Raw genomic sequence first — 17,711 nt, forward strand, 5'->3', positions numbered from 1 at the left:
GTGTGCTTCTGAAACCGGTAAGGCCGTTTCCAAAAACTGATATTTCCGAGGTAGCTTCCTGCCTTCGTTATGCAGGGCCGGCCAAAACGTAAGCGCTCACAGGAACCGCATCTTTGCACGGGCGCGCATGCCCGCATAGGTAGGCTATAGCGGACAGGCACGCCCGCACAAATCCGCGGCCCCTGAGAGCGCTTACACCATTGTGGTCGGACAAACCGATGGTTAGCCATCCCGTGAGGGGTTACGCCAAAACGGTTGCAGAGATGAGCGATGCCATTGCCCAAGGCGTCAAAGAGTCCTCCCATGTTCGGAATTGATACCAACATTATTGTCCGCCTGCTCACCGGGGACGATGAACCCCAATTCCTGAAAGCCAGACACATTTTTTCCACCGAACAAATCTTCATTGCCGATACCGTTCTTCTTGAAACCGAACGGGTGCTGCGTTTTGCCTACAAATTCAAACCCGATGAGATACGCCAGGCCCTGACCAAACTCCTCGGTCTTGAAAATGTTCACGTCAACAGACCTGAAAATCTGGCCGAGGTTCTGAGGTTGTACGGGGAAGGTCTTGATTTCGCCGACGCAATGCACCTGACGGCAAGCAGTCGTTATAAAATTTTTCTCACCTTTGACAAGGCTTTCCTCCGCCGGGCAGGAGGATGGACTGAATGGAAGGTCAGGGAACCGTAGTTTTTTCCTTGGCCTCATCATCCATCAGCAGATTGACAATAAGCCGGATTAACACATCCTTCTGGTCCGGATTGCTGGAGGCAGTCAACAGGGTGAGGGCAACCAGTCCCCGGCTGTCCGGGATTCTGTCTGCAGAGAATCCATTGTGTTTCAGGAACAGTAGAAAAAGAAATGATCCGATTCTTTTGTTGCCATCGGTAAAGGGATGATCCTTAATAACAAAATAGAGCAGATTGGCCGCCTTTTCCTCGACAGACGGGTAGAGATCCTGCCCGCCGAATGTCTGCTGCACTGCCCCGATGATGCCGGCGAGTTCGTCGCCCCGTTCATGGCCGAAAATGTCGGTTGCTTCCCCCTTCTGCAGCAGGTTTTCCCGCAGTGAAGCAATGGCGGTGCGGGCTGTTGCAAGTTCCAGCATTGCCTGCTTCCCTTTATCTGCTTTCTTTACTCCTGCCAGTGAATCCTCGTCATACTGCCACAAAAGCTGCCAGGTGCGGGAATAGGCATTGACAATTTCAAGGATGGCGCTTCCTTCAGCAGAAACCAGCCCATGACCCTGCAGGGTACTCTTCAACAGATCAAGCACCTGCCGCACCTCACCAAGACCTTTTTCCGCCAGCCGTTTCCTGTTGAAGGTATAGCCTTTCACCAGATGATCTTTTATAATTGAGGTCGCCCAGATGCGGAAGCGAGTGCCCTGCTTCGATTTCACCCGGTAGCCGACCGAGATGATAACATCGAGGTTATAATAAGTTACCTGATAACTCTTGCCATCATCGGCAGTTGTCCGGAATTTCCGGACAACTGCTTTTTCTTCAAGCTCGCCTTCCTTGAATACATTTCGAATATGTTCAGAAATTGTACGCTTGTTTCGCTGGAACAGCTCGGTCATTTCAGCTTGTGACAACCAGACTGTTTCGTCTTTAAGTCGCACGTCAACACTGGTTTGACCGTCCTCGGCCTGGTAGACGATAAGTTCGCCCTGGTTGGAGATCATTGTTTGTTCTCCACAATCTTACAGCTTTTCAAACAGTTCAACTCCTTTCGGCGGGTTCCCAACCGTGACAACATAATCTGTAAAAGATCGTGCCGGGCCATCCAGCTCTTCTTTTCGTTTCACCTGTACCAGGTCAAAAAGTTTATGGGCCGGGGTATTGCCCAGTTTGTTGTCATGTTTGAAGACAAAGAGCTTTTGAGACGCCATCTCGCCCCGGGCAGCACTCCTGTCATGGTCGAACATGTTCATGAGGGCTTCCCAAAGCAGATCCAGATCTTCCTCTGAAAAACCGGTCTGTTCGGCAAGAGGAGCCGAAATAAAACCGTGTACCCGATACAGGCCGTAAGGGACAATAGCTTTTCGGGCTCCGAGTCCTTTATCATCCGGTTTGTCAACGGAAACGGCTGCTGTTCTGAACATGGCGATATCAAGCCCGACAATGGGATCAATGCTTCTGGCAAACGCCAATTGAACAGGGCCCCTAACCTGTCCACAGGTCTTATCCCCTGTGGACATAACAGCGCCGAACGTTCGGACATCAAAGAAATTTTTGCACATCCATTTTTTTGCTACGATTTCTTTGCTGTCAACAAATAACTCTTTTAACTTAGCCTTAGCAGCGTCAGAGATATCTTTCAATTTCCCGACAGATTTTTTTACTTTGTCTATATCATTACCAAGTTTCAAGTACACTCCTTCATTCTCAAAACCAACACCATCAGGAAACCCATCATAATTTTTGAGTTCATTATGCAAATCATCTGGAACGTGGACAAATAATTTTTCATCGTCTAATGCTTTATGTGCCCTTCTGTGATGCTCAGACAGAAAAGCTCCTTCTCTAACATGAATTTCATAAGGAGAAACATTTTCCTTCACCAGATCAACATAGTTCCTGATCTTCCGTTTCAGGCAGACATCGGTGGTTATGCCATGACCGGTTTCAGGGTCGATGCGCGGCATATTGCCGCCGTCCGGGTCGCCGTTGGGGTTGCCGTTTTTTACATCGAACAACAGAACAAATTCATAACGGTTTTGAATTGGATTACTCATTTCTGCTCTCCTTCATCATGGTTTACATTTTTACGGTATAATGCGTTTTTCTGCTGGTAATAACCAATGGCAAACAGTCCCTGATCCTGAAGATTCATGTGGGCCGGAAACGAGTCCACATGCTCCATGATTTCAGCAATACGCCGGTCGGATACATATCCGTATTCAGCCTTTTCGATATGATGCTGGGACAGGCGCAGCAGGCGGGGAAACACACTTGCCGGGGTAGCGGATGCAGCACTGAAAAACCTGTCCTTGATGGTTGCATTCACCTTGCCCAGGGCGTCAAGCTGGGCCTTTTCAAGCACCGCAAACAGCCTTCCCAGCAGATATGATATTTCTTTCCTCTCCTTATCCAGTGACATTGGCACCTCCTTTTTATGATTTCGCTGCAACACAGCCTTCAGAATTGCAGCCCGCAAGTACGTAACATTAGGCATAGATTTACCCGTTGATTTATCCTTCTTTGCCTGATCCGCCCGGATGCGACCGATCACCCCCTGATATAAGTTCTGAGGATATCGGCCGCCGGTGAGGATGGAACGCGTCAGCGAACCGGCCAGAACAGGAGAAATGTCCTTGGTCTCCCGGGCTGTTTCCTTGAGCAGGTGCCAGACACCGGGAAAGGGTATATCTTGTTCACCACGTTCCATCTCAAGGTTGTTGAAATGATCCCGAAACCGGTTCATCAATTCTCCGACAGAGCAAACATGCCAGAAACGCAGAGCCAGACGCGCCTTGTTCAGGGAAAGCCCGAGGATGTAAAACCGGATATCTTTGTCCTTTTCAATATCAGCCGGCAGGGTGCCCTGGCAAACAGCCTCAAGAAACTTCCTGACCTGATTCGTTGCCTGCTGGTCTTCAACAGCAGGGTTCAACACCTGTCCCATAAACGTTTCGACTGGCGAGGCTCTTTCCGCCCAGAAAACCGTGGTGGCATCACCTATGCGTATTCTCTGGGTGTGACTGCGTAAAAGATGCTTCAGGGCCGCTGAACTCTTAAACTCGGCTTCCACCGAAATCGGGGCGTTTTCACCCTTCTCTTTTCCATAAGATTCGTAGGCTTTTTCGTTGAATGAAACCAGTGAAGCGCCGGAGCCAAACTTGAACTGAGCGTATTGCAGTTGCAAATCATGCTTTTTACCGTCAATGAAGCTGACACCTTCAGGGAATTCTTCCCTGGCGAGATATGCCGTCCATAATCTCCTGACCTCGGATCGTTCATGAACAAATTCATTGTCTCCTTTGAGGCGAAAGGCCACCCATTTCCCATGATTACCGCACATTTCTTTCCAGAACGGCAACCCGGGCGAATCCTCTGGATTCCATTTTTCCAAAAAGGATCGTACTGCCAGGACACCCTCGTCTTGTGATGTGCCACACACCTCACTTATCAATTTTTTGTATGATGAATGGTGCACGGTTTTTTTGCTATTTCCTGACATTCCAAAAAGATAGTCGGCCTTGTCCACCATGAAGTTTGGAGTTTTTGACGCACCCTTACCTGAACGGACACATACCTTGTTGCTGTATGGAACCACTGACTGACGAAAATTATACGTATTCGCCTTGACCTTGATCCGCAGGTCCTCCGGCTCACCAACGATATTGCCATGCCTGTCAACGGTTACGACAAAACCGATATCCTCAACGCTGAATCCATAAGGCGGGACAGGAACTTCCTTGTCAAAGAGACCGTGCTGTTTCTCAAGCCGGTCATAGAGAGAAATCAGGGATTGAAAGATCATGAAACTACCTCCCGGCGGCAGTTGATAACCCCGTTTTCCATGACTGCCCGGAAAAATTTCGGACTCATGTTATCGGTAAAATCCAGATCATGGAGCATATACCCAAGGTCCTGCCGACCTGTGAATGATGTTTTCGGCACGTCATCGCACCAGGCAAATTCAACAGGAAACTCTCGGCACCCGAAATAGGGTCGGTGAAAACACTGGCCTTTTTTGACCCGCCGTTCAAAGATCGCCAGATGTTTCCCTGGATCGGCATCGTCACTGCCGGTCAGGTCAAAATGGGCCTCGATGATATATTCCACATCCCGCAGAACCATGGAGGCCCGCTGCTGACGGTCCTCTTCTATATAGCGGCAGACTGGCCGCCCTTCTTCCATGTCACGATTATTGACCGAAACCCGGTTTGCCAGTTCATTACGCCTGATATTCTCGAAACGGATCGGTTTCAGGACATGGATTCGGTCAATCACCCAGCGTATAGCCGGCTTCCAGTAAATCGCTTCCAGTATACCCCGGGCCGCTGACGGGGTGATCACATCGTAACTCACCCGTTCCACCTTCATTTCAGGACGGGTAAACAAAGCATAATCACCCCATATCCGTAATTTTATGCCATAGCCCATACAATTTTCCTCCTTTATACTTCAGCCAAAAAATGCAGCGCCTTGCGGGGAAGTACATTGCAGGCCCGTGCTTTCCGAGTACAATTCCGTTGTATGCAAAACCCATATTCCGGGAACCGGCTCATCCAGCCAGTCCCTGATCTCATCAAATTGATAAGGATAAATCTGCACTGTGAACTGCTGCAAATGGCGCAGGATGCTTCCTTTATGTTCGGCGAATTTCAAAGATTGCACCAGGTTCCGTGGTTTCTCATCAATGGCGATAACCACCGGAATGGTTGCTGTCCGGATCATCTGAAACCCGGCAATTTCACGAAACTGGATGTCGCCGCCCTGGGCGGTCAAACATTTTTCCAGAATACCGTCTTCATCCATGCGCTGCTCGTTTTTCCAGAAATAATCGGCAAAATACTTTCTTACACATGCAGGAGATGTCAATTCCCCGGCAAATTCGTCAAAGAGCTTGACCGCGGACTGTGCTGCCTGGCGAAAATACGAACAACCACCTTCTTCGGGGAAGTCAAAGACATACACCTTGGCGGCTTTATTGCTCCGTCCATTGCGATTGCATCGCCCGGCGGCCTGTGCAATGGAATCAATCCCGGCAACTGCTCGATAAACGCAGGGAAAATCCACGTCCACTCCCGCCTCGATCAACTGGGTACTGACCACCCGGCAAGGTGCTGAGGCGCTATCTGACAATCGTCTCCTGATCTCCGTCAACTTTTCCGTTCGATGTGCCGGATACATGAGGGCGCTCAGGTGGATATTTTCGTTTGAGACAGGCAGGGCATTGAAGATGTCCAGTGCCTGCTGCCTGGTGTTGACGATACACAGAACCTGTTCATGCTCCATCAACCTTTCAGCCACCTCGAATTCATTCAACTTGCCGATAAAGAGTTCCTCTGTCCGCTTCAGTGCCGCGTACAGTCCTGTCACGTCCTTGACGATCTCCTGGTCAACTTTCAATCCGCCGGGGAATTGTTCATTATGTTCAATCGCCGGCTGGGTCGCCGTACACAGCACTGCGGTAACGCCATAATTTTGGGTTAATTCCCTGATGACTTCCAGGCACGGTTTTAACTTTTCAACCGGGATGGCCTGTACTTCGTCAAAGATTACGATACTGTCAGCGATATTATGAAGTTTCCGGCATTTTGACGTCCTGTTGGCGAACAGGGAATCGAAAAACTGGACATTGGTCGTGACGACCACGGGCGCATCCCAGTTTTCCACGGCCAACCGTGTCTTCCAGTCAGACTCGTACGGGATATAGTTGCAGTGGTGTTCCAGCACGGCATCGTCACCCAGCATAGCCCGGAACACCCCTGCATTCTGTTCGATGATGCTGGTGAAGGGAATGACATAGATTATTCGCCGCTTGCCATGTTTTCGAGCATGGTTTACGGCAAAGGCCAGGGAGGAAAGGGTTTTGCCGCCGCCAGTCGGCACGGTTAAGGAAAAAATTCCCGGCTGCTTATCTGCCGCCCGGAGGCAATCCACAAGAACCCTTTCCCGCTGAACATTTACAGGGAGAGAATGGTCTGCTTTTTCCCGTAATACGGTAAAATTATTCCAGAACCGTTCATGCAGTTCCTTTATACCCGGATACCTGCCACGCTGCTTACTTCTGCTGCTATCAAGAAACTTTTCCGTGTCAAGATAATCAGCATCGACCAGACAGGAAAAGAGCATCCTGGCAAAAAACTGTATCTGGAACCCCAATCGATCCTGATCACATCGAATGCAAAGATTGTTCGGAAAGTTCAGTGGATCAAGGGGAATGTCAACATCAGGCGCATCATCGTCAAGTTTATCCCTTAACCCCGCATTTTGCGAACCATCCCAGTCCGATAGTCCTCCGTGATGCCCTGCAATTAAATAGGCAAGGAGCTTGCCTGCCTGCTGATTTTTGCTAAAAAGCACTTGCGCGCCGACCAGGGCATGATTGGGGTGCCCTGCATAAAACGGAGCAAATTCATCTGTTATGGAATTCACCCTGCGTAAGTATGCCTGCCACACCTTCCGGCCCTTACCCACGTCATGGTATAATCCGGCCAGGTAGGCCCACTCCTCTCCGCCAAATGGGCTGGCACATTTGGCTGCCCTTTCTGCCACATTCTTCAAATGCTCCGCAAGCGGCTGCCAGTCTGATTTGTCGGTACGGTCCGTAGAATGGGCATAATATTTCATCACATGACCTCGCTTCTACCATTTCCCGGCATATTCTGTTCAGCTCTTCAAAATCATTTCCATGTTTTCCCTGCTGGCCGGCAGGTCCCGGCCGCAAACTTCCTTGCGAGCTCTGCCACACACAACAGATGTTCTCTCAGCAGATGCCACCGGTTGTCACTGTTGCCCCTGTGGGCATGCCATTGATTGATCGTCTTGTCTGCAGACATCTGCCCTCACCTCGATCCCCATCTTCTGCCAGGGCCGGGTGTGCCGAACGAAGCTACGGATACCGACTCATGCCTCCGGCCCAGGGCTTTCCAATATACGCCTGCTCCCTCCCTGCCACCAGACGATACAAAACCGTTGAATCCGCCGGGAGGAAGTTTTCAGTTCCAGACGACAGGAAAAACGAAACCATTGCTCACAGCATACCACCCCACCCCGGACACCCGGTGTCCGGGGTGGAATTTTTTTTCTCACCAGTATGGTTCCTCCCTGTCATACTGGCGTGCCAATCGCCGGGCCTCCTGCCGGATCAGCGTCCGCAGCTCTGATGGCTCCAGTACACGGGCCTCGGCGCCGAATTGCAGAATCTTCATCTTTATCTCGCGTAAATCGGCAACCGGCACGGTGAGAACCAGGGAACCGTCGGGACGTTCTTCCATCTCCTGATCCGGATGCCAGATCTGTTCCCGCACCCAGCGGGCGATGTGAGGAGAAAAGAGGATACGCACAGGGAAGACTTCGGCAGCCTGAAAAATTCCAAAACCACGATACAGCAGGGGACGCCAGGCAGATGGTGAACGACGGGTAAAGACTTCCTCGAGTGGCGTGGCATGGCTCATGCGGGAGAGGTAGAAACGGCGCCAGTCATGACGCAGACGGCACCAGGCGAGCAGAACCCAGCTCCCCATGTAATGCTGGAGGTGATGAGGTTCGATATACCGCCGGGAAACCCGGTCGTTCAAGGGTGAATGATAGGTGATGCTCAGAAGACGGCTGGTGAGCAGGGCCCTGGAGACATGGCGAAATACCGCCCCCCTGCAGGGTGCATGTCCGTGCCAGATGGCTGAAAAACATTTGCGGATACGCCGTTCACTGATACCGATCTCGCTGTGTTCCTGAAACAGGCGCCGACCGAATCGCTGAATCGCTCTGCTGATGTAGCCCGAATCGCTTGCCTCCAGGAGGTTGCCGGCAAGGAGCACGGCCAGGGTCTCCCGCTGGCCCAGGGGCAACTCGGGCAGCGAGAACTCGCTTTCGTAGGCGTAGCCACGGCGGGCGGGATCATAAACCAGGGGCGCCTCCAGCGAGTACCGCATGAAATCGATGTTTCTCCTGGCCTGACGGTTGGAGATCTCGAATTCCTCCGCCAGGGACGTGGCGTTGGGATAACGATTTTTCCTGATCTCCGCATCGAACCAGAGGTAGCGTTCAAAAACCAGGTGCTGATTGCCCATACCGCCTCTCCCTTCTCTTGCCGGCTTACTCCTTGCCCAGGCAACATTTTTTGTATTTGCGACCGCTGCCGCAGGGACAGGGATCGTTGCGGCCGACCTTACCACCCTTCTGTTCACTGGTTATGCCGAACTTCCTCTGCCGGCAGGCAGCATAGATCTGATGCAGGCGGCGGTGGCGTTTCCGAAGTGTAGCCATCAGTTCGGGATATTGTTGCAGCAGTTCCCGTCGGATCCTTTCCAGGTCTACACCCGGGTCCCGGTCCCGGGAATCGACAGTCTTTATCCTCTTTCGCCGATAGTCACCCTCCAGGATACCCACCAGTATGGTCTTGAGCTTCTTGGTGTCGACACGGTTGACCGAAAAGATCACCCTGGCACAGCGGCACCCCCGTTTCAGACAGTAGGAATCGCTGATGGAAAAGGTCTTGCCATCAATCTTCAGGAAAAAACGATTCGCATGGGGCAGAATCTCATTGTAGTAGGTCATCAGGCTCTGGTTTTCGATACCGTCAAAGTCAAACTCTGCCTCGATCTCTCCCGGCTCAGCACCCTCGGACTGTGCCGCTTTCAGTGCCGTATAGATGGTCAGGAGAAGAAGAAAATCCTCTTCTCCAAGCCCGGCCATGAATGCCCGGATGCATTCTTTTTCCCTCTTCTGCCGCTTCAGCCAGCCCTTCTTTTCAAGCCTTCTTTCCTTCAGATCGAGCCGGAACGCAACCCGAAGCGAGTCCGCATCATCGCTGCCATCAGCGCCAGCCGGGGTCAGGATGATGTCGACCGTGGTACAGGTGCAGACCGGATTGTCACAGGTTAACAGAGTCAGGTCGTAACGGGTCCTGACGCCGTTCTCCTCCAGCACCACCTGGTAGCCGTTGCCATTGAACTCCAGTAACACTTTTCACCTCACAATCATTTGACTTCCTCTCGATACAGGTTGTGCCCTACACCGGAAAAGGAGGAAACTACACCTGCGCCGAAAATGGCTCGGAGTCTCGTCGCTACGCCCACTCACCTGCTTTCTTGCATCTGCACCTGTCTCGGCGTTCTCGGTGTACGAACAGTGTTGCGGCAAAGACCCCGGGATTCAGGTATGAAAAAAACCATGAAAAAACGCTGTCTGCAAGGAACACCGTGACATTGACCGCAAAATGGGAAATAATTGCCACAGGAAGATCAACAGCAGGCCATCCGCTTGCGGCCAGCAGCAACTGCAGAGAGTCGCCCCTGCCGACCTTGCACAAAGATCACACGAAATTCAACACGGTTGCCGCTGGCATGGCCCTGCTGCCACGCCAGCGGTCCGCCGACACCACCTACAGGCATAACTCCCATGGAAGCACTGCACTCCCTCGTCAACTGGATCGTCCATACGGTCGGTCAGTGGGGATATCCCGGCGTCATTGTCATGATGTTTCTCGAATCCTCGTTCTTTCCCTTTCCCAGCGAGGTGGTGATCCCGCCGGCCGGCTACCTGGCCGCCCGGGGCGAGATGTCCCTCGTTCTCGTCATCCTGGCCGGCATCGGCGGCAGTCTGCTGGGCGCGCTCTTCAACTACTGGCTGGCCAGTATCTGGGGCCGGCCGTTCTTTGAAAAATATGGCCGCTACCTGCTGGTCAGCAGAAAAAGCCTGGACAAGGCAGACTGTTTTTTTGCCGAGCACGGGCATATCTCCACCTTCATCGGCAGGCTGCTGCCGGGTATCCGGCAGTATATCAGCCTGCCGGCAGGCATCGCCCGCATGAACCTGCCCCTGTTCGCCTTCTTCACGGGACTGGGCGCGGGGATCTGGGTCATTATCCTGGCGCTGGTCGGCTATTTCATCGGCAACAACCAGGAACTGGTCAACCGCTACCTGCACCAGACCGTGCTCGGCCTCTTTCTCTTTGCCGTGGCCCTGGTCGTGGTGTATGTCCTGGTGAAAAGGAGACGATGTGAGAGACCCCTCTGAGACGCGATCCGCGGGAGTGGCCCTGGGTGGCGGCGCCGCCCGCGGCTGGGCCCACATCGGGGTTCTCCGCGCCCTGGCAGAGAACAATATCCGCATCACCCATGTCGCCGGCACCAGTATCGGCGCCTTTGTCGGGGCCTTCTTTGCAACGAACTCACTGGACACCCTCATGGCCGGCGTCCTGCGGCTCACCAGGAAACAGGTGCTTGCCTATGTGGCGTCTCTTCCCTCCCGGACCGGTCTGCTCAAGGGACAGCATATCACCGCCTTTCTCGAGGAGCACCTGGGCTCCCTCACCATCGAGCAGTGCACCGTGCCCCTGGCCACAGTGGCAACCGATATCCGTACCGGCCAGGAGGTCACCCTGGCCCGCGGCAACATTGTCGAGGCCGTCCGCGCCAGTATCGCCGTGCCCGGCATCTTCACCCCGCTCCGTCGTGAAGCCGCCCTGCTGGTCGATGGCGGCCTGGTCAATCCGGTCCCCGTCAGCACGGTCCGCACCATGGGGGCCGGCCAGGTCATTGCCGTTGACCTGAATCCGGTTGTGCGGCAAAACGGCTTGCCCCTGCTGGCGACCGAACAGCCCAACATGCTGGAGATCATCGGCGCGTCGGCCCAGATCATCCAGGCCAGCCTGACCCGGACCAGACTGGCGACCGACCCGCCGGACCTGCTGATCTGTCCCGATCTCGCCCACATCAGCTACCAGGATTTCAACAGGGGAGAGGAGATCATCGAACTGGGTTACCAGGCTGCCATGGCTGCCCTTTCGTAACTGTCAGCAAGACAGCAGTTCCTGATCACGGGGCATGGAATCCGGCACTTTTTCAAAAAAAAACCGGTATGACTCTATCTGCTCTGCCCGGCGTGCCGGGCAGAGCCCCCTTACCCCATGTTCAAAATGAAGAAGAGACAACGCAACATCCTCGGCACAACCGCGACACTGGCCGAGAAATACGGGAATGCGATATTTTCCGCAGCCATCCTGTTTTTGCTTGGCGCGGGATTCGTGTATGCATTCACCAGGGGGTACAGCCTCCACTTTCCCGACGAACGGCAGTACTTCGCCATTGCCGGGAACCTGGCATCAGGCAAGGGTTTTTCCCTGGACGGCACGTCCCCCACCGCTCTTTTTCCGCCGCTCTATCCTCTGCTCATTGCCGCGCTCCTGAAACTTGGCGCGTCCATTCCCGTGGTCCGTTGCGTGAACTACCTCATCCTGTGCGGCTCGCTGCTGACCATACGCTCCATACTCAGGCACGAGGGGGCAGAAGATGCCAGGGGAATATCCGCCTTTCTCTTCATCGCCTATGGAGTACTTTTCTATACTGCGGGAACGCTATATCCCCAGACCCTCTTCACCTTGGTCCTCCTGCTCCTTGTGCGGTGCGCGCTGGAAAAAAACGCAGGCATGCCAGCCATGCTCCTGTTCGGTATTCTCTGCGCGGTCCTGATGCTGGTCCATTCCACCGGCGTCTTCATTCCCCCCGTGGCAGGCCTCTGGATGATCCTTGTCTCGCCGGACCGGAAAAAGACCTTCATGAAGGTGGCGGCAAGCGCCCTGGTGGCCGTTGCCTGCCTGTCCATATGGACCACACGAAACTACCTGGTATTCCACCGTTTCATACCACTCACCACCCACGGCGGCGATACCCTCTACATAGGGAACAATCCGCATACCTCTCTCGACGCCTGGTATGACTACGTCAATGATGCATTCTATCAGGAAGCCAGTCAACTGCCTGAAACCGAACAGAACCGCTATTACCTGAAAAAAACCATCCGGTTCTGGACCACGCATCCTGCTGATGCTGCCATACTGTATCTCAGGAAACTCCTGGAATATTTCAACTACTACAACAACCTCTTTGTCGGCAGGGAGTTTGATTCACTCAAAAAGGTCATCATGTTCATCACCTATTACCCTCTTCTGCTCTGCCTGGTCATCCGTCTGCTCATGGCGGGCCGGGTACCCCTGACCGACGGGGAAAAGCTCCTCGTGGCAGTGTACATTGCCAGCGCCTTTTTCCACGCCCTGTTCATCCCCAGGATACGGTTCAGATTGCCCTATGACGCGCTGCTGATCGCCCACATCGGCATCATGTACCATATCTTCACCTGCCGAATGAGAGGCCCGGGGGAGGCCTCCGCCATTTCTGCCGGGACGTAAACACACCACCCTCGCGCAGATGGTCTGCTGCCTGGTCCGGAGAAAGATCCCGACCATTCAGCACGGTACAATGGCGAATTGAACCACAACCGGAGAGGAAGGAGATGGGAAACCTGTTCCTGTTGCCGCCCGAAGGAATTCTTGCGGCCAACGGCCCCGATGATCCGTTGCCATACTACTATAAACCGCTGGTGGGCAGGATATACCGGGCCCGGATAGAGCAGGGACTTGCCATGTTGACGCCCCCCTACGCCTCCATACTGGAAGTCGGGTACGGAAGTGGTGTCCTGCTCCCTTCCCTGGCCGGAATGGGTAATTTTGTTGCCGGGGTGGACCTGCAGTCAGACCCCGGCAAAACTGCCGGTATCCTGCAACGGCTCGGTGTGGATTGTGTTCTGAAACAGGGTGATCTCAGGGACGATCTGTTCCCGGGCCGGACTTTTGACCTCATTGTCGCCATCTCGGTTCTCGAGCATATTCGGGAACCCGGCCCGGTGTTCAGCCGCTTCCATGACCTGCTCACCCCCGAAGGGCAGCTCCTGGTCGGCATGCCCAGGGTCGACAGGTTCATGGAAAAGGCCTTTGCCTTGATAGGATTCGAGGGCATCGAAAAGCATCATGTCACCGACCACAGGACGTGTATACAGGCGGCCGGGACCTGGTTTGACATGGAAAAAAAGACCCACCTGCCCTCCTGGCTTCCGGCAGGGGCAGGTGTCTATTTCAGCATGCTGTTCCGGAAACGCCGGAGGGGCGGAAAGGAATCCGGCTCAGGAGGAAATCGGCAGGAAGATGGAACATAGGCCGTGGACCATGCCGGAGATGCAACGCTTGCTGGCAGGAAAGGCATCAAAGGTATAACGAACTGTTTTCCAGGCGATCTTCGGCAGCGGCTCATACCCGCGGTAGACCTTGTAATAGAACAGGATGAACTCCTTCTTGATCTGCCAGGCGGGAAAATCCGGCAGCTTCAGGACCGTACCGGTCCGCTCGAACAGGCTTGTCCGTGCCTTGTCGCTGAGCAGGTCCTGTTCCCTGCACAGGGCATAGAGCCGGGTGCCGGGATAGGGAAAGAATATACTGACAGACACCCCGAACGTGGGCTGACAGGCCCGCGTCACATCGATGGTCTCCTGGAAATCGGCCGGGGTTTCACCGGGGAGCCCGATGAGAACATTGATGGTATATCTGATATCATATTCCCGGCACAGGGCACAGAAATCGATCAGGTCCCTGTTATAGTATCTCGGCCGGCGCAGGACCTCCCTGCGTATCCTCTCCGATCCCGATTCCAGCCCCATGCGAAAAAAAGTGAGATTGGCCCGCTTGAAGGCCTCCAGCAACTTCCTGTTGTCCTGGATCTGGGTAGTCAAGGCCAGATTGGTGCCGAATTCCAGGGGGCGCTCCAGGCCCTGGTTGAACTCGGCCAGCTTGTCCAGCAGGGCATAGGTGTATTTCAGGTTGGCGCCCAGGGTCTCTGTCTCCAGAAACACGATCTCCACGTTGTCGTCCCGGTCCATGAGCTGCCTGATCTCGCCGATGATATTGTCCGGCGAGCGAAAGCGCACATAGCGGCCGGTGGCCACCCGCGCCAGGGCATGGTTTGAACAGTAGGTACACCGGTTGGGGCAGCCGCGTCCGGCCAGAATGGTATAGACCTTTCCCTTTTTGTGGGAAATGAACGGCTCCCACATCTCACGATCGATGAACGGCAGCAGATCCAGATCCTCACGAAAGGGCTGAACAGGATTTTTTTCTATCTCTCCCGTTCGAGGATCCCTGATCCACAGGTTGGCAATACCACCGGGATTCTGCCCGGCCTCCAGTTGCCGCGCAAGTTCAACCACCGCATCTTCACCCTCACCCCTGCACACTGCGTCAACAAACGGATAGGCGATGACCTCCTCCGGGTTGAGGGAAGGATGGGCGCCGCCCATGACAACATAGGCTGAAGGCGCAAGCTTCCTGATCGTCTCGCCCACCTTCCTGATGAGAGCGATCTGGGTGGAGACAGCGGTGAGGCAGAAAAGCTCCGGCCTGACCTCCTCGATCAGGGCGCCGAATCTCTTTTCCAGCGGGGTCTGCGGGTTCACCACCACCAGATGGACTTCGTGTCCTGCCTTTTTCAGCATCGTGGCGATGAACGAGATGCCAAAGGGGATATCGCCGGGGCTGTACAGCTCTTTTTTCAGGGAAAAGGTTGAAAGCGAATAGACGCAAACGATCTTCATGGGAAAGGCTCGGCTGATGGTTGTCGATACTGGACAGGGATGTCAGATGAACTTGATCTTGCCGAGGGCGAAAAAGACCATCTTCAGCAGGAGCAGGCCGTGCCGGAACCGGCTGATCTGGGTGGTGCCGTAGGAGCGTTCCCGGTAGCGGATGGGGATCTCGACGATCTTGAGGTTGAGCCTGACCGCGCCGAAGAGCAGATCGAAATCGCCGAAGGGGTCGAAGTCGCCGAAATAGGACCTGCCGGCGATGATCCTGTCGTAATCCTTTCTCCAGAGGACCTTGGTGCCGCAAAGGGTGTCACGAATCCGCTGCTCGAAGAGATAGGTGAAGGCACGGCTGAAAAACTTGTTGCCCAGGATGTTGAGAAACCGCATGGCCTGCTTTTCCATCCGGTAGACCAGCCTGGTGCCGTTGATGAACTCGCCCTTGCCGCTGGCGATGGCATCGAAGAACTTGGGCAGGTCCTCCGGCGGCACGGTGAGATCCGCATCGAGGATCATCAGCACATCGTGCTTGGCGGCCGCAAAGCCTTTGCGCACCGCGTCTCCCTTGCCCTTGCCGTCCTGGACCAGCACGGTGATGTCGCGATCGGGATAGGCCTCCTGCACCCGGTAGCATTCCGCCAGGGTGGAGTCGCTGGAATGCCCCTCGACAAAGATGATCTCGGTGGCCCTGCCCATGTCCGGGGTCCGGCGGATGGCATTTTCGATATTGCCCTCCTCGTTGCGACAGGGAATGACGATGGAACAGCTCACCTCGCCCGGTTCCTTGCGGGTGGCCATGGGCTTGGCCACCAGGACCTCGTTGAGCGACAGTTTCCAGAACAGCGGCATGTTGGCCAGAAACCTGTTGCAGAAGGTGGAAAGGAGCGGGATGTAGATCGGCAGCAGGACCTTGTAGCACTTGCGGACAACCTCGAAATCGTTGAGATAGAGAAGGTTGTCGATGACATCCAGCGGCAGCCAGTGCTGGAGGGACTGTCGCATCCTCAGGCCGGTGAGTTCGGCGAGCTTGAGGATCGGCGCCCAGAGATAGTTGTAGTAGACGACCACCACCCGGGTCTCGGGCCGGCAGACCTTGGCAAGCCGGGAAAAGGCGAGCTGGATATCGTCCACGTGCCCTATGGTGTCAACCACCAGGACATAATCGAATTTCTCGCTGATCTGCAGGTTCTCCATGTCGTCGACCCGGAAGTCGAGCTCGGGAAAATTGCGCCGGGCCTGTTCCACCATGGCCGGGCTGATATCCACCCCCACCCCCCTGCCGGGCTCCAAGGCCGCCAGCAGCTCTCCGGTTCCGCAACCGATCTCCAGGACCGAGGCGCCCGCCGGTATGAGGAAACGCAGGTAGCGCTCGATTTCCCTGTGATAGTAGGCGGCCCGGCGCCGCCATTTCCCCCGCACCGGGGCAAGAGAGTCAAGATGACGTATTCTTTCGGATTTGTTCAATGCAACTCCTCAATTTGTAATAGTTCACCGCTATCAGCAACTACCTGAAAAATAGCAATACTTTTGGTAAAAGTTCAGCAGTGCGTCAGCTGTGCGTGATCGTGGCTGACCGCTATAGTCGGCTATGCGGCCAGCCGCGAGCGCGTGCAGATGGCGTGCTGCTGAACTTTTGCCTCAATTTCAGAAAGCCGGAGGCCGGAAGGTCCGAGGCCACTATTTTTTCCGGGACCGGCCTGCCGTCAGGCAGCAGTTGCGCCGAGGTTCCCGGAAGATCTATTTCTGCAGAAACAGGGCGCCAAAGGTGTAATCGTTGGTGCTCTTGGTCCGGAACAGTTCCCCTGGATGATGGTGTCCCTTGAGGATGGTCCTCAATTTATACATATAACAAGGGGGGAAAGAATAAAAGGGATCGAGCAGATAATTCCTGCCCGTATCGACAAAAACCGGGTTCCCCCGGATCTTCATGCCGCTGGTGGTGACAAACTGCTCCTGCACGTCGTCGGGACTGTCGATCCTCGAGAAGCGGGAAGGATTACGATAATCAAAGGTAATACTGAACCTGCCGGAATCATTGAGCAGAAGACCGATATTCCTGTTCACCTCCACGCGTTCCCAGAGCGGAATATGCTCGAACCCTCAGATGGAGGTGATATGGTCAAACCGGGTCGAGAAACAGAGATTCCTGATGTCCATCCGGTGGTTCCGGAGATTCCAGCCCATCTGCCGGGCCACCAGGTTAGCGTTGTCCACCAGTTCCTGCTGCAGGTCTATGGTGGTGACATCGTATCCCCTGGCGGCAAGATAATAGGAGAACAGGGACGAACTGCCGCCCAGGTCGAGGATCTTCTGCTGCCTGGAGAACCCCCCGTGGAGCACCACCCAGACGATCTGCCAGTAGAGAAACCAGGGAAAGAGGGCATCGTCGGCCGCATCGTCCAGGGGCCTGTAGCCGTAGCCCCGGTTGATCCGTTCGCCCCGGTCACCGGACAGGTCAAAGCAGCCGTACCAGGAGCTGATCCGCAATCCCCTGTCCTTAAGTTCACGAATCAGTCCGTTCAGCTCATCGACGATTGCCCGGGCCCCGACCGTGTCGAGATCCGCCCGGTCCATGGTCTTGTTGATGACTCCGGCCGGCACGCTCAGGAACCCTCCGGCCGC

16 protein-coding genes are annotated in these 17,711 nt (G+C 54.6%); 5 read left to right on the forward strand and 11 right to left on the reverse strand.

Annotated elements, in window-relative coordinates:
• Positions 1-303: 303 nt before the first annotated feature.
• A complete protein-coding gene (locus ACXJJY_RS01545) occupies positions 304-693 on the forward strand; it encodes a type II toxin-antitoxin system VapC family toxin (protein WP_456384945.1) in 390 nt (129 codons plus the stop codon).
• Here the strand turns inward: ACXJJY_RS01545 and ACXJJY_RS01550 are convergent.
• From ACXJJY_RS01550 to ACXJJY_RS01580, 7 genes are all read right to left on the reverse strand, one after another.
• Positions 680-1,690: a virulence RhuM family protein/type II toxin-antitoxin system death-on-curing family toxin gene (locus ACXJJY_RS01550; protein ID WP_456384946.1), complete on the reverse strand. Its 1,011-nt coding sequence runs from the start codon at positions 1,688-1,690 to the stop codon at positions 680-682. The two genes, ACXJJY_RS01545 and ACXJJY_RS01550, sit on opposite strands and share 14 nt — an antisense overlap.
• Positions 1,691-1,708: 18 nt before the next feature.
• A complete protein-coding gene (gene cas7c / locus ACXJJY_RS01555) occupies positions 1,709-2,743 on the reverse strand; it encodes a type I-C CRISPR-associated protein Cas7/Csd2 (RefSeq protein ID WP_456384947.1) in 1,035 nt (344 codons plus the stop codon).
• Positions 2,740-4,491, reverse strand: a complete 1,752-nt coding sequence (cas8c, locus tag ACXJJY_RS01560) for a type I-C CRISPR-associated protein Cas8c/Csd1 (protein ID WP_456384948.1) — start codon at positions 4,489-4,491, stop codon at positions 2,740-2,742. The genes cas7c and cas8c overlap by 4 nt, the downstream gene beginning before the upstream one ends.
• On the reverse strand, positions 4,488-5,117 hold the full coding sequence (gene cas5c / locus ACXJJY_RS01565) for a type I-C CRISPR-associated protein Cas5c (protein ID WP_456384949.1): 630 nt from the start codon (positions 5,115-5,117) through the stop codon (positions 4,488-4,490). Before cas5c ends, cas8c begins: the two co-directional genes overlap by 4 nt.
• A 21-nt stretch (positions 5,118-5,138) precedes the next feature.
• Complete coding sequence (cas3, locus tag ACXJJY_RS01570) at positions 5,139-7,310, reverse strand: CRISPR-associated helicase Cas3' (protein WP_456384950.1); 2,172 nt, start codon at positions 7,308-7,310, stop codon at positions 5,139-5,141.
• 458 nt (positions 7,311-7,768) lie between these two features.
• Complete coding sequence (locus ACXJJY_RS01575; RefSeq protein WP_456384951.1) at positions 7,769-8,752, reverse strand: helix-turn-helix transcriptional regulator; 984 nt, start codon at positions 8,750-8,752, stop codon at positions 7,769-7,771.
• 25 nt (positions 8,753-8,777) lie between these two features.
• Positions 8,778-9,647, reverse strand: coding sequence for an SEC-C metal-binding domain-containing protein (locus ACXJJY_RS01580; RefSeq protein ID WP_456384952.1), 870 nt, complete (start codon positions 9,645-9,647; stop codon positions 8,778-8,780).
• A gap of 435 nt (positions 9,648-10,082) precedes the next feature.
• On the opposite strand from ACXJJY_RS01580, the gene ACXJJY_RS01585 reads away from it, so the two are divergent.
• The 4 genes from ACXJJY_RS01585 to ACXJJY_RS01600 all read left to right on the forward strand — a co-directional run bounded on the left by ACXJJY_RS01585 (position 10,083) and on the right by ACXJJY_RS01600 (position 13,673).
• Positions 10,083-10,700 carry a DedA family protein gene (locus ACXJJY_RS01585; RefSeq protein ID WP_456384953.1) on the forward strand — a complete coding sequence of 206 codons (618 nt, stop codon included), beginning with the start codon at positions 10,083-10,085 and terminating at the stop codon, positions 10,698-10,700.
• Positions 10,684-11,475 (forward strand): patatin-like phospholipase family protein, encoded by a 792-nt coding sequence (locus ACXJJY_RS01590; RefSeq protein WP_456384954.1) that lies wholly within the window; start codon positions 10,684-10,686, stop codon positions 11,473-11,475. The genes ACXJJY_RS01585 and ACXJJY_RS01590 overlap by 17 nt, the downstream gene beginning before the upstream one ends.
• A gap of 117 nt (positions 11,476-11,592) precedes the next feature.
• The gene (locus tag ACXJJY_RS01595; RefSeq protein ID WP_456384955.1) at positions 11,593-12,870 is read left to right on the forward strand and encodes a hypothetical protein; all 1,278 of its coding nucleotides are present in this window, start codon (positions 11,593-11,595) and stop codon (positions 12,868-12,870) included.
• A gap of 104 nt (positions 12,871-12,974) precedes the next feature.
• Positions 12,975-13,673, forward strand: coding sequence for a class I SAM-dependent methyltransferase (locus tag ACXJJY_RS01600; protein WP_456384956.1), 699 nt, complete (start codon positions 12,975-12,977; stop codon positions 13,671-13,673).
• On the opposite strand, the gene ACXJJY_RS01605 is transcribed toward ACXJJY_RS01600, so the two are convergent.
• The 4 genes from ACXJJY_RS01605 to ACXJJY_RS01620 all read right to left on the reverse strand — a co-directional run.
• The gene (locus ACXJJY_RS01605; RefSeq protein ID WP_456384957.1) at positions 13,641-15,101 is read right to left on the reverse strand and encodes a B12-binding domain-containing radical SAM protein; all 1,461 of its coding nucleotides are present in this window, start codon (positions 15,099-15,101) and stop codon (positions 13,641-13,643) included. The two genes, ACXJJY_RS01600 and ACXJJY_RS01605, sit on opposite strands and share 33 nt — an antisense overlap.
• A gap of 42 nt (positions 15,102-15,143) precedes the next feature.
• Positions 15,144-16,553: a glycosyltransferase gene (locus ACXJJY_RS01610; RefSeq protein ID WP_456384958.1), complete on the reverse strand. Its 1,410-nt coding sequence runs from the start codon at positions 16,551-16,553 to the stop codon at positions 15,144-15,146.
• 273 nt (positions 16,554-16,826) lie between these two features.
• The gene (locus tag ACXJJY_RS01615; RefSeq protein ID WP_456384959.1) at positions 16,827-17,153 is read right to left on the reverse strand and encodes a hypothetical protein; all 327 of its coding nucleotides are present in this window, start codon (positions 17,151-17,153) and stop codon (positions 16,827-16,829) included.
• 36 nt (positions 17,154-17,189) lie between these two features.
• Positions 17,190-17,711: class I SAM-dependent methyltransferase (locus ACXJJY_RS01620; RefSeq protein ID WP_456384960.1), on the reverse strand; the 522-nt coding region annotated here is incomplete at its 5' end.

This window comes from Desulfolithobacter sp. (assembly GCF_054025815.1).

What these genes read in the sequence shown, in the direction of transcription:
- ACXJJY_RS01600 (WP_456384956.1), top strand. Translation starts at nt 12,975, where the DNA reads ATGGGAAACCTGTTCCTGTTGCCGCCCGAAGGAATTCTTGCGGCCAAC.
- ACXJJY_RS01545 (WP_456384945.1), top strand. Translation starts at nt 304, where the DNA reads ATGTTCGGAATTGATACCAACATTATTGTCCGCCTGCTCACCGGGGAC.
- ACXJJY_RS01595 (WP_456384955.1), top strand. Translation starts at nt 11,593, where the DNA reads ATGTTCAAAATGAAGAAGAGACAACGCAACATCCTCGGCACAACCGCG.
- cas5c (WP_456384949.1), bottom strand. Translation starts at nt 5,117, where the DNA reads ATGGGCTATGGCATAAAATTACGGATATGGGGTGATTATGCTTTGTTT.
- ACXJJY_RS01585 (WP_456384953.1), top strand. Translation starts at nt 10,083, where the DNA reads ATGGAAGCACTGCACTCCCTCGTCAACTGGATCGTCCATACGGTCGGT.
- ACXJJY_RS01550 (WP_456384946.1), bottom strand. Translation starts at nt 1,690, where the DNA reads ATGATCTCCAACCAGGGCGAACTTATCGTCTACCAGGCCGAGGACGGT.
- cas3 (WP_456384950.1), bottom strand. Translation starts at nt 7,310, where the DNA reads ATGAAATATTATGCCCATTCTACGGACCGTACCGACAAATCAGACTGG.
- ACXJJY_RS01575 (WP_456384951.1), bottom strand. Translation starts at nt 8,752, where the DNA reads ATGGGCAATCAGCACCTGGTTTTTGAACGCTACCTCTGGTTCGATGCG.
- ACXJJY_RS01605 (WP_456384957.1), bottom strand. Translation starts at nt 15,101, where the DNA reads ATGAAGATCGTTTGCGTCTATTCGCTTTCAACCTTTTCCCTGAAAAAA.
- cas7c (WP_456384947.1), bottom strand. Translation starts at nt 2,743, where the DNA reads ATGAGTAATCCAATTCAAAACCGTTATGAATTTGTTCTGTTGTTCGAT.
- cas8c (WP_456384948.1), bottom strand. Translation starts at nt 4,491, where the DNA reads ATGATCTTTCAATCCCTGATTTCTCTCTATGACCGGCTTGAGAAACAG.